Origin of the sequence: Caballeronia sp. S22 (assembly GCF_964261745.1) — a bacterium.
Classification (GTDB): Bacteria; Pseudomonadota; Gammaproteobacteria; order Burkholderiales; family Burkholderiaceae; genus Caballeronia; species Caballeronia jiangsuensis.
On sequence record NZ_OZ180038.1, the window covers coordinates 613,888 to 630,192 of the forward strand.

The 16,305-nt window shown below is 59.7% G+C and carries 14 protein-coding genes; 4 read left to right on the forward strand and 10 right to left on the reverse strand.

The window, feature by feature from the left end:
- Positions 1 to 627, reverse strand: a complete 627-nt coding sequence (locus ACEN42_RS29455; RefSeq protein ID WP_371883261.1) for a septal ring lytic transglycosylase RlpA family protein — start codon at positions 625 to 627, stop codon at positions 1 to 3.
- Positions 628 to 857: 230 nt separating this feature from the next.
- Between ACEN42_RS29455 and ACEN42_RS29460 the strand changes: the two genes are divergently transcribed.
- On the forward strand, positions 858 to 1,091 hold the full coding sequence (locus ACEN42_RS29460; protein ID WP_371883262.1) for a hypothetical protein: 234 nt from the start codon (positions 858 to 860) through the stop codon (positions 1,089 to 1,091).
- Positions 1,092 to 1,330: 239 nt separating this feature from the next.
- Here the strand turns inward: ACEN42_RS29460 and ACEN42_RS29465 are convergent, their stop codons facing one another.
- The 8 genes from ACEN42_RS29465 to ACEN42_RS29500 all read right to left on the reverse strand — a co-directional run bounded on the left by ACEN42_RS29465 (position 1,331) and on the right by ACEN42_RS29500 (position 12,922).
- On the reverse strand, positions 1,331 to 1,462 hold the full coding sequence (locus ACEN42_RS29465) for a hypothetical protein (RefSeq protein WP_371883263.1): 132 nt from the start codon (positions 1,460 to 1,462) through the stop codon (positions 1,331 to 1,333).
- 1,043 nt (positions 1,463 to 2,505) lie between these two features.
- Positions 2,506 to 3,231, reverse strand: coding sequence for a hypothetical protein (locus ACEN42_RS29470; RefSeq protein ID WP_371883264.1), 726 nt, complete (start codon positions 3,229 to 3,231; stop codon positions 2,506 to 2,508).
- A gap of 165 nt (positions 3,232 to 3,396) precedes the next feature.
- On the reverse strand, positions 3,397 to 5,343 hold the full coding sequence (locus ACEN42_RS29475) for a LysM peptidoglycan-binding domain-containing protein (protein ID WP_371883265.1): 1,947 nt from the start codon (positions 5,341 to 5,343) through the stop codon (positions 3,397 to 3,399).
- A gap of 27 nt (positions 5,344 to 5,370) precedes the next feature.
- Positions 5,371 to 8,244 (reverse strand): type VI secretion system Vgr family protein, encoded by a 2,874-nt coding sequence (locus ACEN42_RS29480; RefSeq protein ID WP_371883266.1) that lies wholly within the window; start codon positions 8,242 to 8,244, stop codon positions 5,371 to 5,373.
- The gene (gene tssF, locus ACEN42_RS29485) at positions 8,208 to 10,136 is read right to left on the reverse strand and encodes a type VI secretion system baseplate subunit TssF (protein ID WP_371883267.1); all 1,929 of its coding nucleotides are present in this window, start codon (positions 10,134 to 10,136) and stop codon (positions 8,208 to 8,210) included. The genes ACEN42_RS29480 and tssF overlap by 37 nt, the downstream gene beginning before the upstream one ends.
- A gap of 759 nt (positions 10,137 to 10,895) precedes the next feature.
- Positions 10,896 to 11,234 carry a hypothetical protein gene (locus tag ACEN42_RS29490; protein WP_371883268.1) on the reverse strand — a complete coding sequence of 113 codons (339 nt, stop codon included), beginning with the start codon at positions 11,232 to 11,234 and terminating at the stop codon, positions 10,896 to 10,898.
- A gap of 285 nt (positions 11,235 to 11,519) precedes the next feature.
- On the reverse strand, positions 11,520 to 12,236 hold the full coding sequence (locus ACEN42_RS29495) for a DUF899 family protein (protein WP_371883269.1): 717 nt from the start codon (positions 12,234 to 12,236) through the stop codon (positions 11,520 to 11,522).
- Between the two features lie 26 nt (positions 12,237 to 12,262).
- On the reverse strand, positions 12,263 to 12,922 hold the full coding sequence (locus tag ACEN42_RS29500; protein ID WP_371883270.1) for a glutathione S-transferase family protein: 660 nt from the start codon (positions 12,920 to 12,922) through the stop codon (positions 12,263 to 12,265).
- 226 nt (positions 12,923 to 13,148) lie between these two features.
- On the opposite strand from ACEN42_RS29500, the gene ACEN42_RS29505 reads away from it, so the two are divergent.
- Together ACEN42_RS29505 and ACEN42_RS29510 are read left to right on the forward strand one after the other, a co-directional pair.
- Complete coding sequence (locus ACEN42_RS29505) at positions 13,149 to 13,661, forward strand: response regulator (protein WP_371883271.1); 513 nt, start codon at positions 13,149 to 13,151, stop codon at positions 13,659 to 13,661.
- 93 nt (positions 13,662 to 13,754) lie between these two features.
- Entirely contained in the window at positions 13,755 to 14,462 is a 708-nt protein-coding gene (locus ACEN42_RS29510) for an MgtC/SapB family protein (protein ID WP_187603875.1), read from the forward strand.
- A gap of 3 nt (positions 14,463 to 14,465) precedes the next feature.
- Here the strand turns inward: ACEN42_RS29510 and ACEN42_RS29515 are convergent, their stop codons facing one another.
- Positions 14,466 to 15,170: a glutathione S-transferase family protein gene (locus ACEN42_RS29515; RefSeq protein ID WP_371883272.1), complete on the reverse strand. Its 705-nt coding sequence runs from the start codon at positions 15,168 to 15,170 to the stop codon at positions 14,466 to 14,468.
- A gap of 132 nt (positions 15,171 to 15,302) precedes the next feature.
- Here ACEN42_RS29515 and nudC point away from each other — a divergent pair, with 132 nt between their 5' ends.
- A complete protein-coding gene (gene nudC, locus ACEN42_RS29520; RefSeq protein WP_371883273.1) occupies positions 15,303 to 16,220 on the forward strand; it encodes an NAD(+) diphosphatase in 918 nt (305 codons plus the stop codon).
- The last annotated feature ends 85 nt before the right edge of the window (positions 16,221 to 16,305 follow it).

The window sequence follows — 16,305 nt, forward strand, 5'->3', positions numbered from 1 at the left end:
TCAATGACGATGCGTGTGCTTCTTGTGGTGTCGCGGATGAGGCGCGATGCGCAGCATGATGCGTTCGGGCGCGCGTGACGTCGACGCGAGCGCGATGGGTCGATCGACCGGTTCGAGGATCACCTGGGCGCTTCCCGATCGTTGCAGACCGAGCTCGACAGCCGCCGCGAACGACACATCGATCATGCGGCCCTTCGTGAACGGACCGCGATCGTTGATGCGCACGACGACCGACCTCGTCTTCGCGAGATTGCTGACCCGCACATACGAGCCGAGCGGCAACGTGCGATGCGCCGCCGTGAACGCGTGCATGTCGTAGCGTTCACCGCTGGCTGTTTTGCGCCCCTGAAATTTCTTGCTGTAATACGACGCCCAGCCGATCTTCGGAACGGTCTTCATCGTGGCGTCGCGGTAGTCGAGCGGCTGGGCATCGAGGGAGCGACTTTCGTGAGTGCGCATCGAATCGGCGATGTGCGCGCCTTCGGTCAGCACCGATGGCGTACCCGCCTCCTTCGGCGCGTCGTGCGGATGAACGGCGCATCCGCCGAGCGTCGCGCACGCGCCGGAAGCCGCGATGGCGGCCACGCCGGCCGCCTGCCACTGGATGATGGGTCCGTTGTCCTGCATAAGCGAGTCTCTCCATGAAATGCCGACGCATTCCATCGACTCGCACACAACGTCTGCCTCGGTTCGAAGTTGACCTGTGCGGCGAAGATATGACTCATCTTTACAGACGAGACGTGCATTACGGAGGTTTCGGTTCGTAAGCCTTCGCGATTACCTTACCGTGTGGAGCGTTGACATGTGCGTTGCTCGAATCCCGGGACGATACATCACGCGATCACATGCGGAGCGCCATGTCCCGTCTTCCGGTTCAAGCTTCGCGCGTCTCCGACGACTACTACTTCAACCCGCAGGCCGGTCATTTGTTGCGGCATGCGTATCGGCGTCATATCGCGATCTTCCGGCACGCGATTACCGATTTTCAGCTGACCACCGCGCAGTTCGTCACGCTCTGCGCGGTGCGCGATCAGCAGGACGCGTCGATCAATGACAGCGCAAAGATCACGGCGAACAATCAGCAACAGTAGGCAGCGTGATCGAGCGTTTGCAAATGCGCGGTTTCATCGTCGTGGCACGCGATGCGAACGATGACGGCCAAGTCACGGTGACGGACGACGAAGGAAGGCAACGCGCATGTCGAGCGTACGGTGCCGTTCGCGCACGACATCGCGAAGCCGACCTTCGGACCGTTGAACCCGGTCAAGCATGTCGCGAAAAGTGTCTGCTCATGAAAACGATCGACGCATTCTAAGCCACGCGGTCGTCGTCATGCTGTGGGCGATGCGCTCAGCTTGCGCAACGGCATGAGCGCCGCGACGCGCTCGACTTCGTTCGGATCGGTCATCGAGGATGGGCTGATGCGCATGCTCGCGCTCAAGACGGCGTATGGCACAGCCATGAGTTGCGGATCACCGATGGTCCGGCTGAAGATGTCTCCGAGGTTGACGAGGGATCGTGATCGATGCCTTCGACACGGCATGGACAGTCTGACGCGAATGATCAATGCAACACACGCTCCGCGCTTGGGACGCCAGGTATCTGAAACCTGAAAACCTTAGCGAACGGATCGGCGTGGGTCTTTAGCCGCTCGAACTGAGACAGGTCATGCCCGAACCAAATCTTCTTCTCGCCCTAGGGCGATCGTGAGCGCGGTGGGCCTTTTCCAAGATCTCCTACTCCTACTCGCTCAAGCCACTTGCGCACAATCCGCGAACTTTCTTACGAGGCCGCTGGTTGCCAAGCAGCGCCTACGCGGCATCCGACAACTGCACGCCCGTCTAAGTCGCTGCCGGGCTTCAGCACGATCGCAACTTGACCGACCATGCGCGCTTTGCTTCGCCTGACTTGCCGCGGACAATGCCTCGGACGTGACGCTCGCGGCCTGCGCAGGCGCGACTGCAACCGAAGCGCGCTGCTCTCGTCGCCTGCCGTCTGCACCGACCATTCAACCTTGTGCACGTAGCTCGAAGCCACCCACGGATCGTGGTTTGTCGGTGCCGAACGTCACGATAGCAGCCCCCAGGGCATCCTCGACCTTGTAGCTCGATGGCCCCATGCCAGGTCCTGCAAATGTGAAGCGGTTCGAGCGTGCCGTCGCGCGGCTTCGGACTATCGGGAAACACCGCCGCCTGGGCTCATCAAGAGTGCTGAACGTCAACCCCGCCGCGTGCACCGTGTGAAGCGCCTAAGCTCCCGTACGTGATATCGCGCCCGTGTATTGCATGATGCTGCAACCGCCGCTGAGGATCAGCTTTTTCTAGGCGAAGCTGCTGATCCACTTAGCCACCAGATGACTTAACGTATCCCCAGTGACGCGAATGATCCGGCATTCTTGAATTTGTTTTATATTAATTAGCACTGGCCCGATCGAACGAACAATGAGCGCCGCACTTACGCATATGGTGTGCAGATTTGAATAAATCAAACATGATCTTGAAAATACTATCGCCCCTCGTTCAGCATTAACTTCAAATTCGCTGGTCCGTCACACATATCGCCATCGCTATTTGGCGAACTAATCAAATCCCTGCATTTTAGATGGAACGACTTTGTCTTTTCGTTTGATTCAAAGTTATATCTATTTCGCATTACTATATCGCGAAGCGAACGATTTGTCGCATCACGGAATTTCCAATTGATTTCATATCCATTTGCGTCCCGTTTTACTGTAGGCCAAGGCTTGACGAATGGTCCTGGTATCGAGTTATCTCCAGTAGCGGAAAACCACAAAGCCAAAATCGTCGCCGTTTTCACGTCGTACAGATAGTATTCTTCGGATGTTGAATTTTTTCCGGAAGGATCGGTAAAAGGCTGACAATATTTTACAAATACCGCACTCGATGACGATGCGGTAAGAACTTGTATTCCATAGTTTGGACACAATTCCTGCTTTGCCCAGATATCGGACGCCCGTGCAGGCGCGGCAATCGCGAATGCCTGATGCAATCCGCCTTTTTTGAAATGAAGCAATCCGGCCCTTGGCTCCAGCCGCATTGAAAAGCCTTCAGATTTCACCAAACTGAGGCTTAGATCTTTCGGACCTCTGCTGTCACTGAATAGAATAAAAGATTTCCACCGATCCTCGTCACTGCCATTTTTTCGCACGCTGTCGGCTATTTTTCTCCCATCTCGTTCGGCGGTCGCGCCCTCTGTCTTGGATTCGTCCAATGCAACGCGATTACATTCGAAGTCTTGACACTCAGCTGATTGGACAGACCTGATCGTTGCGGCCCTCGCGACCGTCATTACTCCGCTATGAAGCAAGAACGTCGCGGCGCCTGCAGCCACGAACATTTTTTCTATGGTTAGGCGAAGATTCATCTGAGTAGAAATTTATCGATTTACGCAATTAACTATGAACGGCAAAGGATCCACCCGATTGGCCAGACCCGTGCATCTTTTTTTTGCATCTTGCCGGACTTCAAAGTGGAGGTGTGCTCCAAGAGGAATATTGTTCATACCCTTCGCATTGCCTGTACACCCAGTTTTTCCAATGAAATCTCCGGCGTGAACAGTTACAGGTAAAACATTTCCCTTAGAATCCTTCCGAATAGGAAACTGGTATTCACTAAGATGCGCATAGAAAAATCCAATCGTTTCACGTCCCGGATTGACCTTTCTGAATCTCGCTGCCTGTAATGGCGGCAGATCGTTTATCCCGACCTCTAAAACAAGAGTATTTCCGTATGCGTAATCGGAATGTGCGGCAACGGGAGCCATATAGATAATTCCATTTGCGACTGCCCGAATAGGTGTCCCAGGTTCCGCGGCCAGATCGATCCCCTGATGGGCTCGTTTGCCCTGGTTGCGGGTCATACCGAATTCCGCGGCAACCTTGCTCGCCAAATGCGCAGTGCGGAGCGTACAGATCTCAAGTGGGTCAAACCAAGAGGAGCTGTTAGCTGTCGCCGCCCGGGTTGGCGTGATCGAACTGTTCGCCGATTGATCATTGTGGGTCGCGGGTTCCGGTCGTGACTGCGGGAGCGCAACTCGAGTTCTTCCGCTAAGGCCCGCGACAATTTCCGCCATGGTCCGCGGCGGATTCGCGAAATGTTGCTCATCTTTAATGGTATAAAAATTGACGTCGATCTTCTTGTCGACATAGCCAAAGAACCAGCTCTTATAGGCTTCCACAGCACTTCCGTGATGCTGTGCTACGAGTTGATTTGCTTTCTCGGCGGAGTTAAGTTGCTTCGTCAAGCGATTGGTTGCTCCCTCGGCCGTATAGGAATCGGGGATTCCGAGCAACAATCTCGTCGCACCCGTTGCCCCTTCGTGATGCAACATATAGGCAAGCTTAGCCTTTTCCTCTGGGGCCAGGCTGCCCACATTCCAACCGCTTACAGAGGCAAAATTTCGCAGATTGGATGCAGCGTACGCTGCCGCGCCATCGACTGCATACTTTGCTTCAAGGCGTTTGCTCATCCATTGCGCCCTACTCATTGACTTACAGTCTTGACACAGGAGCGAAGTCGGGTAATTGAAGACCTCGGTCCACGCGTCAGGGAAAAACTGTGCAAGACCTTGCGCCTTGTCCGGATGGTCGACATTTGAATCCGCCCGCCACATACCCTCCCGATTAGCTGATGCCTCGGCACCAATCAGCGCTGCAATGGATTGCGGGGTAAGGTTGTATTTCGGAGCGGCAGCGATAATCATCGCTCGATAATTCTCATTACCTGGCGCCAGACGCAGATTGCCCTCTGTGTAGATCGTCGCTACCGCATGAACGGGCTCACCGTTCTCAATGCGCGCCTGCTGCTGCGCGGTATTTCCGCCCGCACGCTGGGCTTGCGCAGTCGTTTCCTTTCGCACGTTTTCGTTTGTGGTTTGTGCCACACCTTTTTCACGCAAGAGATTACCCTTGAGCCTGACCTTTCGTGAATCAATAGGAACATTCCACTTTCCAATCGGCAAATGTGAGCACTCGAAGGTCTTGACCATTTTCTTTTCCAGATTTTCAATCCAGACTTTTAGGCCAAGTGAGTGATCGTGAATGCTCAAGGGCAGTGTTTTATCTCCGGCCATCTCATAGGTATGCGCCTTTCCGTCGTGCTCTACCTTGATTTTCTGAGGAGTAAATATACGGAAATCCAGACCACGAAATATCAAGGTAAGAAGACTATCCGGATCGGCTCGACTCGACCCGGGGAGCTTTAGCTTCTGACCGATCCTGAGCGCGTGGATACTCCTTCCCTTGAGGCCATTTAAATGCACTAGCGTTTCGACAGTCGTCGATTTATTTTTGGCGATCTTCCACAAGCTGTCGCCTTCTTTCACTATGTATTCCCGCAAAATTCCTTCCCTTTACAAAATCTCAAGATTCCGGTCTTCGTCGAGTTCGCCAGGATCGAACGTGTCACCCGCGTCTTCGTCTTTTACCTCTTCGAAATGTCCGCTCCAACCTTCGTATCCGATCAGGGCGTCATAGCGTCGATTACTTTCGCTTCGAACCGCTGTGGTACTTCCGTCGCTGTCTAGCACGGTGTGTAGTACGCGTTTTGCTTCTTTCGCATCGAACAGCGACAGCGAAGCGCCCGCGAGCCCCCTCCCCTCTGCAGCCAATGCAAGAAAAGTAATTGCGTGTTGGCCATCCTGTTGAACATCCGTGACCGGAATTGAAGCTGCAATGCATTTTGGCCCGACCAAACTCCTTCCGGCCGAGTGGACGGTCCATGTGCCAGCCGTGCCTATCTCGACGCCGGAACTGTTGTACCTCGTATAACTTCCACCACCGTTGATGAGCAGTTCCTCTTTTGCGGTGATCGTTATACGGTTGGCTGTTTGAGTAATGTTTAGCTTCGCGAGGATGTTGACGCTATCTTGCAACGCCTGCAGATCGATATCGCCGCCGGCGGCAATCAGCTTCATTCCAGCTTTCTGGCAAAACAGTCGGACACCGCTCTTGACGCTGGCCAGCAGGCGACCGCCAGTCGACAGACTCAAATGCTGGCCACTTGTCAAAGCGATGTGTTCATCACTCGCTACGTGCGTGGATCTCGCGGAGGTGGTCTCAAGTCCAGAAGAACTCGAGAGAATCAAATGCGGCTCGCTCAGTTCAGGGAAAGTGCCGCCCGCGCTCTTTCCGGCCAGTCCACGGACTTCCTCGTTTTGGGCCTTGATGGCTTTGGTCACATCGCGTTGGTCAGCGCCGTGATCCTGCGCCTGATTCACTTGCGCGAGTTCAGCAAGGTTTTCGTGCAGTTCGAGCGCTTGCGTAAGGCGCTGGGTCGTCTCGCCCATTTCTTTCGCAGGTGAGTTCGCACCACTGCGCGTCTCGGTCGTAATAAGCATGCCCCGATTCGCCCGAAGCACACCCCACGCGTCCGTCGCGAGTTCCCACCCCAGCCCACGCGCCTGCTGACGACCCGCGCGATACTCGATCCGCGTGTTGTACCCCAGCACCAGCCGCGAATTGGCCTGGTCGCTCGCCACCTGAACCTGCTGCTGGCCGGGCGTGTCATCGGTGACCACATAGTTGTGGCCTTGCCCTTCCAATGCGTGACTCACCAGCCCCGTGAGCGCCATGTTCCTCGGCAACTCGAACGGCGGCGGATTGAACTGATTGACCTTGCTGGCCATGATGAACGGCTTGTCCGGATCGCCCTCGTGATAGCCGATCGTCACCTCGTCCCCGATGCGCGGCACCGCGATGAAGCTGTGCGGCCCGCCATGCCACGGTTGCGACACCCGTACCCAGCAACTCGAATTCTGGTCAAGCTTGCCCAGCCTGTCCCATTTGAATTGAACCCGCGTGCGCGCGTAGCCATCGAGCCAGATCGGCTGGTTCTCCGGCCCCACCACCACCGCGGTCTCCGGATGCGCACGCGGCTTCTCCCGAGGCATCGTCTTGAAGAACGTATCGTCCGGCTGCAGCACGAAATCTGTCTTGCAGTGATACTGCGCGTCGCTGCCTGCCGTGACGGTCAGTTCGTCCGGATTGCTCACATCGATCGTGGTCGAGACCACCAGATATCGCGTGTTGAGCTCTTTCTGCGGATGGCCTTCGAGACGAAACTTCCTGCCCGTGGTCAGCCCGCGCAGGTTGCCTGTGCCGTGCAGACGCAAGCCCTCGCAGCGCAGTGCCTCCACGCGCACGCGCGCCAGATAATCGCCCTCATTACGCAGATCGTTGGGCTTGCCGTCCAGCCCCATCGCACCCGCCATCGGCTGCGTGTAATTGCCCCAGTGATACTGCGCGGCGTTGTCGAAGGACGCCTCGCTGTAACGGCTCTGATTCATATCGAAGCGGCCGTTCGAGCGCGTGTAGTCGTAGTCGTTGAGCGTGATCTCGCCCGCGGTGATCTTGCGCGAGACACTCAGCGCGTAAATATGCTCCTCGTCGATGCGCTTGCCTTCGGGCGCGTGATACAGCACGGTATCGTAGGCATTGGCGTGCTTTTTGTGCGAGCCGGGCGAGTCGCACAGCACCAGCGTCATGCCATCGAAGTGATAATAGATGCCCCACTCGCTCCAGATCTGGCTCAGAAATTCAAAGTCGCTCTGCCAGAACTGCCGGATGAAGTCGCGCGGCGGAAAGACGTTGTTGTACAGCGAGACCGCCGCCAGGCGCATCTGCCACGGGAACTTGTAGTTTCCGCTCTTGAGCACCGCCTCGGTGACTTGCAGGACATTCATATCCTGGAACACCCGGCTATCTCGATTCTTCGAAGCAAGCCAGAGCCAAGGTCTCACCGTGAACTGGTAATACGCGCGCCGCTCGTCGCTGCCGGTCTGCCGGACTTCGGTGATGATGCCGTTGATGGTGCGCACGCCCGCACCGACATTGCCCGCTCCCAGATTGCCAGGCAGTCCTGGAATGAAGGCACCCTTGCCCTCGAATTCAATCGAAATTTCGATCGTTTTGCCGATCAATTCATCGGGCTTGATCAGCTCGCGCGCCTTGTAGATGCGAAACGTGGGACTGTCCAGCGTGGCAAACTCCACCGTGTATTTGAAGAGTTTGCCGAGCGCCTCGACGCCGCTCACGCGCTGCGCGATCAGCACATCCGCGCCGCCCCAAGTGGGCAACGCCTTGCACGCCACGTTCAGTGTGCGGCTTTGCAGCGGATTGAACATCTGATTCTTCTTCCTGATTTTTTGTTTGAATTCACGATGTGGGCGGAAGGATTTGAGCCGTCGCGTCAAATCGCTCCACGCGCGCCCGCTCGGGGCGGCCATTCGGCGATCCGGCCGCGCCGGGTCGACTGCAGCAGCGTCCTGGTGTACGAGTGGCCGGACACATGCCGGGCCAGGTAATGCTCCAGTACCAGCCCCAGCGCATAAGGGCTCACGCCGTCGAAGCCGTCTTCGTCGAAGGTGAGCGCACATTCGAGCGCGCGTACCACGGGCGGCACGCTGCCTGCCATCACGCAATTGAGCGGCGTAAGCGTGGCAGCCGTCAGGCTTTCGACTTGACGCGCGAGGGCAGCCCGATCCTCGGGCGCGTAAAGCCGCAGCAAGCTGCGCAAGCCCTCGCCCGGATTCGGCTCGTCGTAGGGATCGTCGAAGTGCGCATATTCGATGTTCAACTGGGCATACATCTGCCACGCCTTGCGCCCCGCGGCGAGCGGCGGCATCGATCGACTGGGAACACGCACCAATCCCACGCTGGAGAACGGCGCCGATTCCGGCAGACTCAGATCGTTCACGCCGTTGCACTGCAGGCGCCCCGGAAGATCCCGGTTGGTCAGCCACGCATCGAGCGACAGATAGTTGATCCGGCCATCCTCGCCGTTATGGCTGGATGCATCCGGCGCGTAGGGCAGTCCGTCACGGCCGACCAGCGACAGGTACGAATCGGTGCTGATGTACGGCGCGCGCGTATCGTAGGAACGCCCCTTTGCCGTGCTGAGGTGCTGCTCGCGACGCACCGTGAAATAGCGCCCATGCCCTGCTTCGTCGCGCAACTGCGCATCATGAAGCGGATAGAAGGGCAGTTCCTCCGAGTCCTCTTCGATATCAGCCTGACCAATGGCCACTTCCACCGAATGAACTTCGTAATCCAGCGGCTTGTTCTCGACCGGCACGAGCCGCACTTGGCCGTCACCCTGCTTAAGCTTCGCGGGCGCGGTGCGGACCTTGAACAGATTCACCACAGGAACGCAGAACAAGGCGAACGTCGAGGCATCCACGTACGGCGCCAGTTCACTCGTGGCGCGGTCCAGCAGCACGATGATCTCGGCCTCGTCCCCGTCAATGCGCGCGAGTCCGGCTTCGAGCCCCGTCAGCGTGAAAAAGTAGAATCTGGCCGGACAGGCGAAGTATTCCTGCACGAGGTTATGTCCCAGGAACTTGCGCGCCACCAGCGGCAACACGGCCTGATCTGGCCCAAGCCCGTCCTGGACGACCGCGCCCGCTTTCACGACGTGCGGCGTATAGCCGGCTTCGCTGAAGCGCCCCGGCTCGCCGATCACCGACACCACCGCGCCGGTGTGAATCAGTTCATGCAGATGCGAGGCGATGCGCTCATCGCCCGCCAGATAGACCTGCAGTCGATCCAGCCCGCGCAGCGCCGAGAACGGTACGCGCTCGATCGTGCGCAAGCGCAGCCGCAAAGCACCGCGTACCTGCCGATCAGGCGGCACGTAACGGCTCTGCCCCTGGAGGTCGGGCGGGACATGCGTGAGGCGTCCATCGTGCATGACGACCGGATAAAACGAGACATCCTGCGTCGTACGAAATGTGCACGCTGTCGTTTCACCACTGGGCAGATTCAGGGAACTCAACTCGGTGCCGCGTTCGAGCCTATAGCCTGTCGCGAAGCCGCCCGCCTTGCCTCCCGGATAAAGCCTCGCGATGGCGATCGAAGGCGTGGAAGACAGATAACCCGGATACGCTGACGACAGCAGCGCTTGTGTAAATAGCGTGAATTCGTCATCGAAACGCAATTGCATGCGCGCGTTGACGAAGGCGGACGATTCGAGCAGACGATTGACGTAGGGATCGCCGATGCTTCCCGCGACCATGCCCAGGCGCGCCGCGATCTTGGGATGATCGCGGGCAAACTCCTCGGCCAGCGCTTGGTTGAAACGCAGTTCGCTGAGGTAAGCGTCGAGCAGGCGCGGGTCCATCAGACTGCCCCGCGCTTATAGCAGCCACTAGCGCGTCGGAAGTCGACATCATCAACGTCATCTGATTCGCATAACTCAATGATCATGACCGGCAATGAATGAAGACATGGCTCTGTCACGTCTGAAAATGTCGTACGTAACGACGACGGACAGGCTGATCGTTACCCAAAGGACTCTAACCTCTCCCTGATTATCAAATGTTTGCTAACGTTTAGATAGACAAGAGAATTCTGAAAATCTGGTAGCGAAGCTCATCGGGTCGTGACGGCGCTTCACTTCAACATAAGAAGATATCGATAGACGAGCAATCACCCGCCGGCGGCACGTTCGATGCCTATCTTGGATGTCGTGATGCCTCTCCTACTCTTGCTGTGGTGAAGTGAATGAATTGCGAGGCGACCGGAATCTCGTTGCGGCTGCTGTCCTGCGCGAATCGGACCGTCACCGGCGGCAGGGCTGTCAGTCAAACGCATAATGCTTTCTTCGCGTTCATCGGCTTACCAGATCACGGACTTCGCGTCGGCCACATTCGTCGCCTTGACAACTTGGCGATCTTCCAGCGATGAGCCTTTGCTCGCGCTTCTCCTGACCGGCGCGATGCCTGCCGAGGCACGCGTCTTTGAGATGGGCGATCGCAGGGCCCCGTGCCGTACACCTTTTCGCATACTCGCCTCGTGTGCGACGACCTCGCGCCGCTGGGGCGTTCGTAGTGGCTGCGTGGCGTGTCCGCGCCGCCGGACTCGTTCACGCAAGATGCGTTCATCGACGAGCTTGCCGTCGACGCGCGCGGGCCCGCTCGAATTCCGGCTGCGTCATCTCGCCGATGGCCGCGTGAGGGCTTTGTTGCAGGCCACGGCCGCGCGCGAAGGATAACAGCCGCGCGACGAGCCGCCCCGTCTGGAACAGGCGCATAAGCGGCGCGAACGCGGCATCGCGCGAATGCCCTCTACGTGTACATCCGCTTTCCGGGTACGGCTCGGCGTGGGCGGCATGGATCGCCGATCTGAAGTGGACCGCGTGACGGACGAGCTTCGCATCGAGCGCGTGGCGGCCGGGCAGGACGCCAGCACGATGGTCAATCCCGATGGCGTGCGCCACCCAAATTCACAGCGATGTCGTGCAAACCGTGAGCCGCACGCTGAAGAAAGGCGTGCGGATCGGCGACGGCCTGGCCGCGTCGCGCGATTGAGGCAGTTAGCCAATGATCATGTGCGTGGAACTGCCCGCCACCGACGGCCTCGGTGCCGGAGTCCAGTGGCAATCGCAAGCGTGCCGTTCGATGCGACCGTGATGCCCTTCCTTGCACCACCTTTCACGCCGGATGAAGTGCGCACCCGGCTCGAAGCACACGCGAAACACGCGACGGCATAGCGCTGACTTCACCTAACCCCTCGGCCCGTAATCCAGCTTCGGATACCAGTCCGTCCCCCGCCCTTCGGGCGTCATGTCGAGCACGGTCCAGAGCGGCATCAGATCGGGCGCGCCGCGCGGGTCTTCACCGGGATCGGCGGTACCGAAATCCATCTCGCCGCTCCAGAAATGCCGGATCACGCCGTCGCGCCGGGTGAAAACGTTGAGCGCGGGATCGTCGCCGCCTTCCTTCGATATCGCGTGATAGTCGCGGCTGAACGCGCCGTTCGTATCGGAAAAGAGCCTGAGATCGCGCCAGCCTCGCTCCGTCTTGAATGCCAGAAGCTTCGCGAGCGGCGAGCGCGCGATCACCGCGAGCGCCACGCGCTGCTCGATGTCGCGCGCCTCGCCTTCCCACGCCGACAAAAGCGACGTGCACATCGGGCACGGCCGTTCGCGCTGCGGCCCGAACATGTAGCTATAGGTGACGAGCGTGTCCCTGTCGCCGAAAAGACCCGCGAAATCGACCGCGCCGCGCTCGCCTTCGAATCGATAATCGCCCTTCACTTCGCCGCCGGGCGGCAGCGCGCGACGCATCTGCGCGACGCGCTCGATATGCCGGCGCAATTCGATTTCCTCCGCGAGCAACGCGGTGCGCGCCTGCCGATATTCGGCGCTTTCGTTGGGAAACCTCATCGTCGCGCGCTTCGCGAGTTCATCGGCGGGAACGTAGTTCGTGGTCGTGCTCATATCCGATCTCCTTTGGCTCAGGTAGCTCAATCGCGGTCCGGCGCGCCGAGCGGAAACAGCGCCCGATATGGCCGCGCCTCATCGACCGCGCGTGCGAACGACGGCCGCGCGAGCAGGCGCTTGCGATACGCGATCACGTTCGGATACGCGTCACCGATTCGATGACACCAGTCCGCATAGAACAGGAACGGCGCGGCGCCACAATCGGCAAGGCTGAAGGTGTCGCCCGCCGCCCATTCGCGCGTGGCCATCTTGCGATCGAGAAAGGCGTAGGACGTGTCGAGCATCGCGCGGGCATCGGCGACGCCGCGCGCATCGCGTTCGTTCGGATCGCGCATCGCGTCGAACACGATCTTCTGCTGCGGCGTCGACAGATAGTTGTCGAAGAATCGATCCATCCAGCGCGTTTCGAGCGCGGCGCGCGGATCGTCGGGAACGAGGCGCACCGGGCCAGGATGAAACAGCCCCAGATGTTCGATGATCACCGTCGATTCGATCACCGGCCGGCCGTCATCGACGAGCACGGGAAAGCGCTTCATCGGCCAGATTTCGGTGAGTTCGGCCATCGATTGCGGCGTTTCGGGCGTGAGCGCGCGCCATTCGAAAGGCGTGCCGTTCTCGTACAGCGCGACCAAAACCTTCTGGCAATACGAGGAAAACGGGTGTGCGTAGAGTTGCAAGCTCATCTGACAGCCTCCAGGTCGTCGAGCAGTTCAGAATGCGGCGCGATGCGCAGACGACGATTGCAGCGCCGGATACCTGAACGACGAGCGAGGACGCGGCCAATCGACAACGAATCGATATATTTTGTTGTGCGGCGCAGCGTGACAGTGACGATTTGCTAACGTGCGCGGCTCCAAGCAACCGAAGCACGGCCAACGGATCCATTGTCCGTCGAGCCGGCCGAAGAGAATGAAGCGCAAAGACAAAATTAGTATCGTCGTTGCAGACGATCGCCCCGTCGTTCTATATGGGCTGCAAAGCTGGTTCGAGGCACACGAACGGTTTCGGGTGACGGCATGCGTCAGAAACGCCGATCAACTGCTCGCGAGGCTCACGGCCGCCAGCTACGACGTGATCGTTCTGGGCTGCGGTCTGGAAGGTTCCCGTGCGGACGATTTCGCGCTTCTGCGCGAATTGCGCCGGTCGTTTCCGGAGACGCCCGTGGTCGTCTTCACCGACGAAACCGACTCGCACACGCTCTTCGACATGCAGCATGCGGGCGCGTCGGGCCTCGTGAGTCCGCGCGAAGAAGCGCGCGCGTTCGAACGCGTGTGCGAGCGCGTGCTTTCCGGCGCGGAGAAGATCGTCTCGCCGCGTATCGCGAACTGCTGCAATGCCGCCGCTTCCACGGTTTCCTTCGATGCATCGCCCGATTATGACCGCATGCGCGTGAGCGTCCGGCAGTTCATTGCGGTCCCCTGAACGGGCGAAAATCCGATCCCGCTTTCACACCAGCGACATCCGCCGGTGAGATGCTTTTCGGTTTATGTCCAGAAAAGGCATCGCCTTTAGCCGATGAGCGTCGATTTCGCCTTGCGTCTCTTCGCCGCGTTCGCGTGCGGCGTCGCCATTGGTCTCGAACGGCAGTTGCGCCAGCGCACGGCGGGATTGCGCACGATCACGCTCGTCGCGAGCGGCGCGTGCCTCTTCGTCACGCTCGGCATGCTGACGGGTAACGGCGTCGCGGGCGTTACGCAGATCGCCGCGTATGTCGTGTCCGGCGTCGGCTTCCTGGGCGGCGGCGTGATCATGCGCGACAAGGGCTCGATTCAGGGCATCAACACGGCGGCGACGCTGTGGTGCTCGGCGGCCGTCGGCGTGCTGTGCGGCACCGGGCATTACGGCCCGGCGATCGCGGGCACGGGCGTCGTGCTCGCGACCAACACGCTCCTGCGCGAAGTGAGCCGCGCGATCAACGCGACGCCCGTATCGAGCGCGGACATCGTGCGTGAATACGTGCTGACCGTGATCGGACGGCAGGAGGACGAGATTCACATCCGCACGCTGCTTTCGAACGCGATGGACGCGCAGCCGCTTTCGTTTCAGAGCCTCACGAGCGAGGACGTCGACAGCGAGCCGCCGCGCATCAAGGTCACGGCGACCGTGCGCATGCATCCGAAAGATCAGGCGAAGCTCGAACGCATGGCGAGCCGCATGAGCATGGAGCGCGGCGTGTCGAGCATCAGCTGGGCGGGCAAGGATGTGGAGACGGCGCCGGAGTGAGACTCACGGCGCCGCGCTTTGTCCCATGCGCTCGCGCATCGCGCCGCAATGCGCGACCAGATTGCCCTGCGTGGCCACGAAGCGTTTGAGCGGCGTATCGATGTCGTAAAACCAGATACTCGCGACGAACCCGTACAACGCGCAATCGATGCTCGCGGGCGCATCGCCGAACATGAACGGCTTGTCGCCCAGCAGATTCGCCAGCGCCTGAAGACTCGCGATGCCGCGCGCATACGCGGCGTCCGGCTCGTATCGTCCGATACCCTGATACCGATAGCGCTCGAAGTTGTATTGTCGCGCGCCTTCCAGCGCTTCCCCGCCGATATCCGGATGCTGCCGCATGAGCGCGTCGCGGAACTGCGGCCAGTAGCGGTCGTCGCGCCAGCGCGAATACGACATCACCCAGTAGAGATCGTCGAGCGTGCGGCGGATCAGCAGATCGAGATCGCGTTGCGCGCCGGCGAGCGCGTCGTCGAGCGTCAGCGCGTATTTGCGTTTCAGATGCGCGATGATCGCATCGCTGTCGCCGATGGTTTCATCGTCATCGACGAGATACGGAAGCTGGCCGCGCGGCGCAGCGCTCGTGTCGAGCACATGGCGATGCTCGAACGGCAGACCCGTTAGCTTTAGAAACGCGAACACTTTCAATCCGAACGGATTGTTGTCTTCGAGGCCGAACAACTGAGGATACGAATAGAGCGTGATCATCGACGTCTCCGGGCGTCGCCCTGCAAGGACGCGCCAACTTCGCTACGATTCCCGATTGGCCTTGCACCTTCCCGTCACGCGACGCGCATTCCGGCATTCGCCCGGCACGCGCCGCCACACACGAAAAATACTATGCCCACGCCGCCTCATGCCATCGGTTTTACGCTCGATCCGCTCGATCGCGTGTCGGAAAAGCGCGACGACGATGCGTTCGTCGCCAGCCTGCGCGACGATCCGTCCACGCGTTTTCTGCTGTTCGTGAACAATGTGCCGCTGTTCAAGCGCGCCGACGGTCACGATCCGCTGTTCAGCAGGCACGAAGCGGCGGCGCACGGCGCGCCCTTGCAAACGGTGTTTCTCGGCCGCGACGCCGACGAGCGCGCGCTCTTCGCATCCTCTTTCGACGACAACCCGGAAAGCCTTCGCGAAGTGGAAGCGATCGAACTTCGCCCCATCGCGATGCAAGGGCTCGTCGCGCCGCCGCTCGTCAGCGCGCTCGGCGAAGCGCGCTCGATGCTCGACTGGCATCGCCGTCACCGCTTCTGCGCGAACTGCGGCCAGCCGACCGATTCCGCCGGCGCGGGCTGGCGGCGCATCTGCCCGAATTGCAAGGCGCAGCATTTTCCGCGCGTCGATCCGGTCGTGATCATGCTCGTCACCGATGGCGAGCGGTGTCTGCTCGGCCGTCAGCCGCAATTCGTGCCGGGCATGTATTCGGCGCTGGCGGGCTTCATCGAGCCGGGCGAGACTTTCGAGCACGCGGTGTATCGCGAGGTGCTGGAGGAAGCGGGCATCCGCTGCACGGACGTGCGCTATTACGCGTCGCAGCCGTGGCCGTTTCCGTCGTCGCTGATGATCGGCTGTTTCGCGCGCGCGGCCACGACCGAACTCACCGTCGACAAGAACGAACTCGAAGACGCGCGGTGGTTCACGCGCCGCGAAGTCGCCGCGATGCTCGACGGCACGCACGAACAGGAACTGTCGGCGCCGAAGCCGTTCGCGATCGCGCATCATCTGCTGAAGGCGTTCGCGACCGGCGAACTGGACTGAACGGCAGCTTCCTGGCGCGACTTCGGCGATCGGCGCAAAATTCGAGGCTCTGACACGCGGGCGCGCAACCGCATTCCTCAGACAC

Bases quoted from the DNA above. Each gene is read 5' to 3' on its own strand.
- ACEN42_RS29455 (WP_371883261.1), bottom strand. From the start codon at position 627: ATGCAGGACAACGGACCCATCATCCAGTGGCAGGCGGCCGGCGTGGCC.
- ACEN42_RS29460 (WP_371883262.1), top strand. From the start codon at position 858: ATGTCCCGTCTTCCGGTTCAAGCTTCGCGCGTCTCCGACGACTACTAC.
- ACEN42_RS29465 (WP_371883263.1), bottom strand. From the start codon at position 1,462: ATGGCTGTGCCATACGCCGTCTTGAGCGCGAGCATGCGCATCAGCCCA.
- ACEN42_RS29480 (WP_371883266.1), bottom strand. From the start codon at position 8,244: ATGGCCGCCCCGAGCGGGCGCGCGTGGAGCGATTTGACGCGACGGCTC.
- tssF (WP_371883267.1), bottom strand. From the start codon at position 10,136: ATGGACCCGCGCCTGCTCGACGCTTACCTCAGCGAACTGCGTTTCAAC.
- ACEN42_RS29495 (WP_371883269.1), bottom strand. From the start codon at position 12,236: ATGAGCACGACCACGAACTACGTTCCCGCCGATGAACTCGCGAAGCGC.
- ACEN42_RS29500 (WP_371883270.1), bottom strand. From the start codon at position 12,922: ATGAGCTTGCAACTCTACGCACACCCGTTTTCCTCGTATTGCCAGAAG.
- ACEN42_RS29505 (WP_371883271.1), top strand. From the start codon at position 13,149: ATGAAGCGCAAAGACAAAATTAGTATCGTCGTTGCAGACGATCGCCCC.
- ACEN42_RS29510 (WP_187603875.1), top strand. From the start codon at position 13,755: ATGAGCGTCGATTTCGCCTTGCGTCTCTTCGCCGCGTTCGCGTGCGGC.
- ACEN42_RS29515 (WP_371883272.1), bottom strand. From the start codon at position 15,170: ATGATCACGCTCTATTCGTATCCTCAGTTGTTCGGCCTCGAAGACAAC.
- nudC (WP_371883273.1), top strand. From the start codon at position 15,303: ATGCCCACGCCGCCTCATGCCATCGGTTTTACGCTCGATCCGCTCGAT.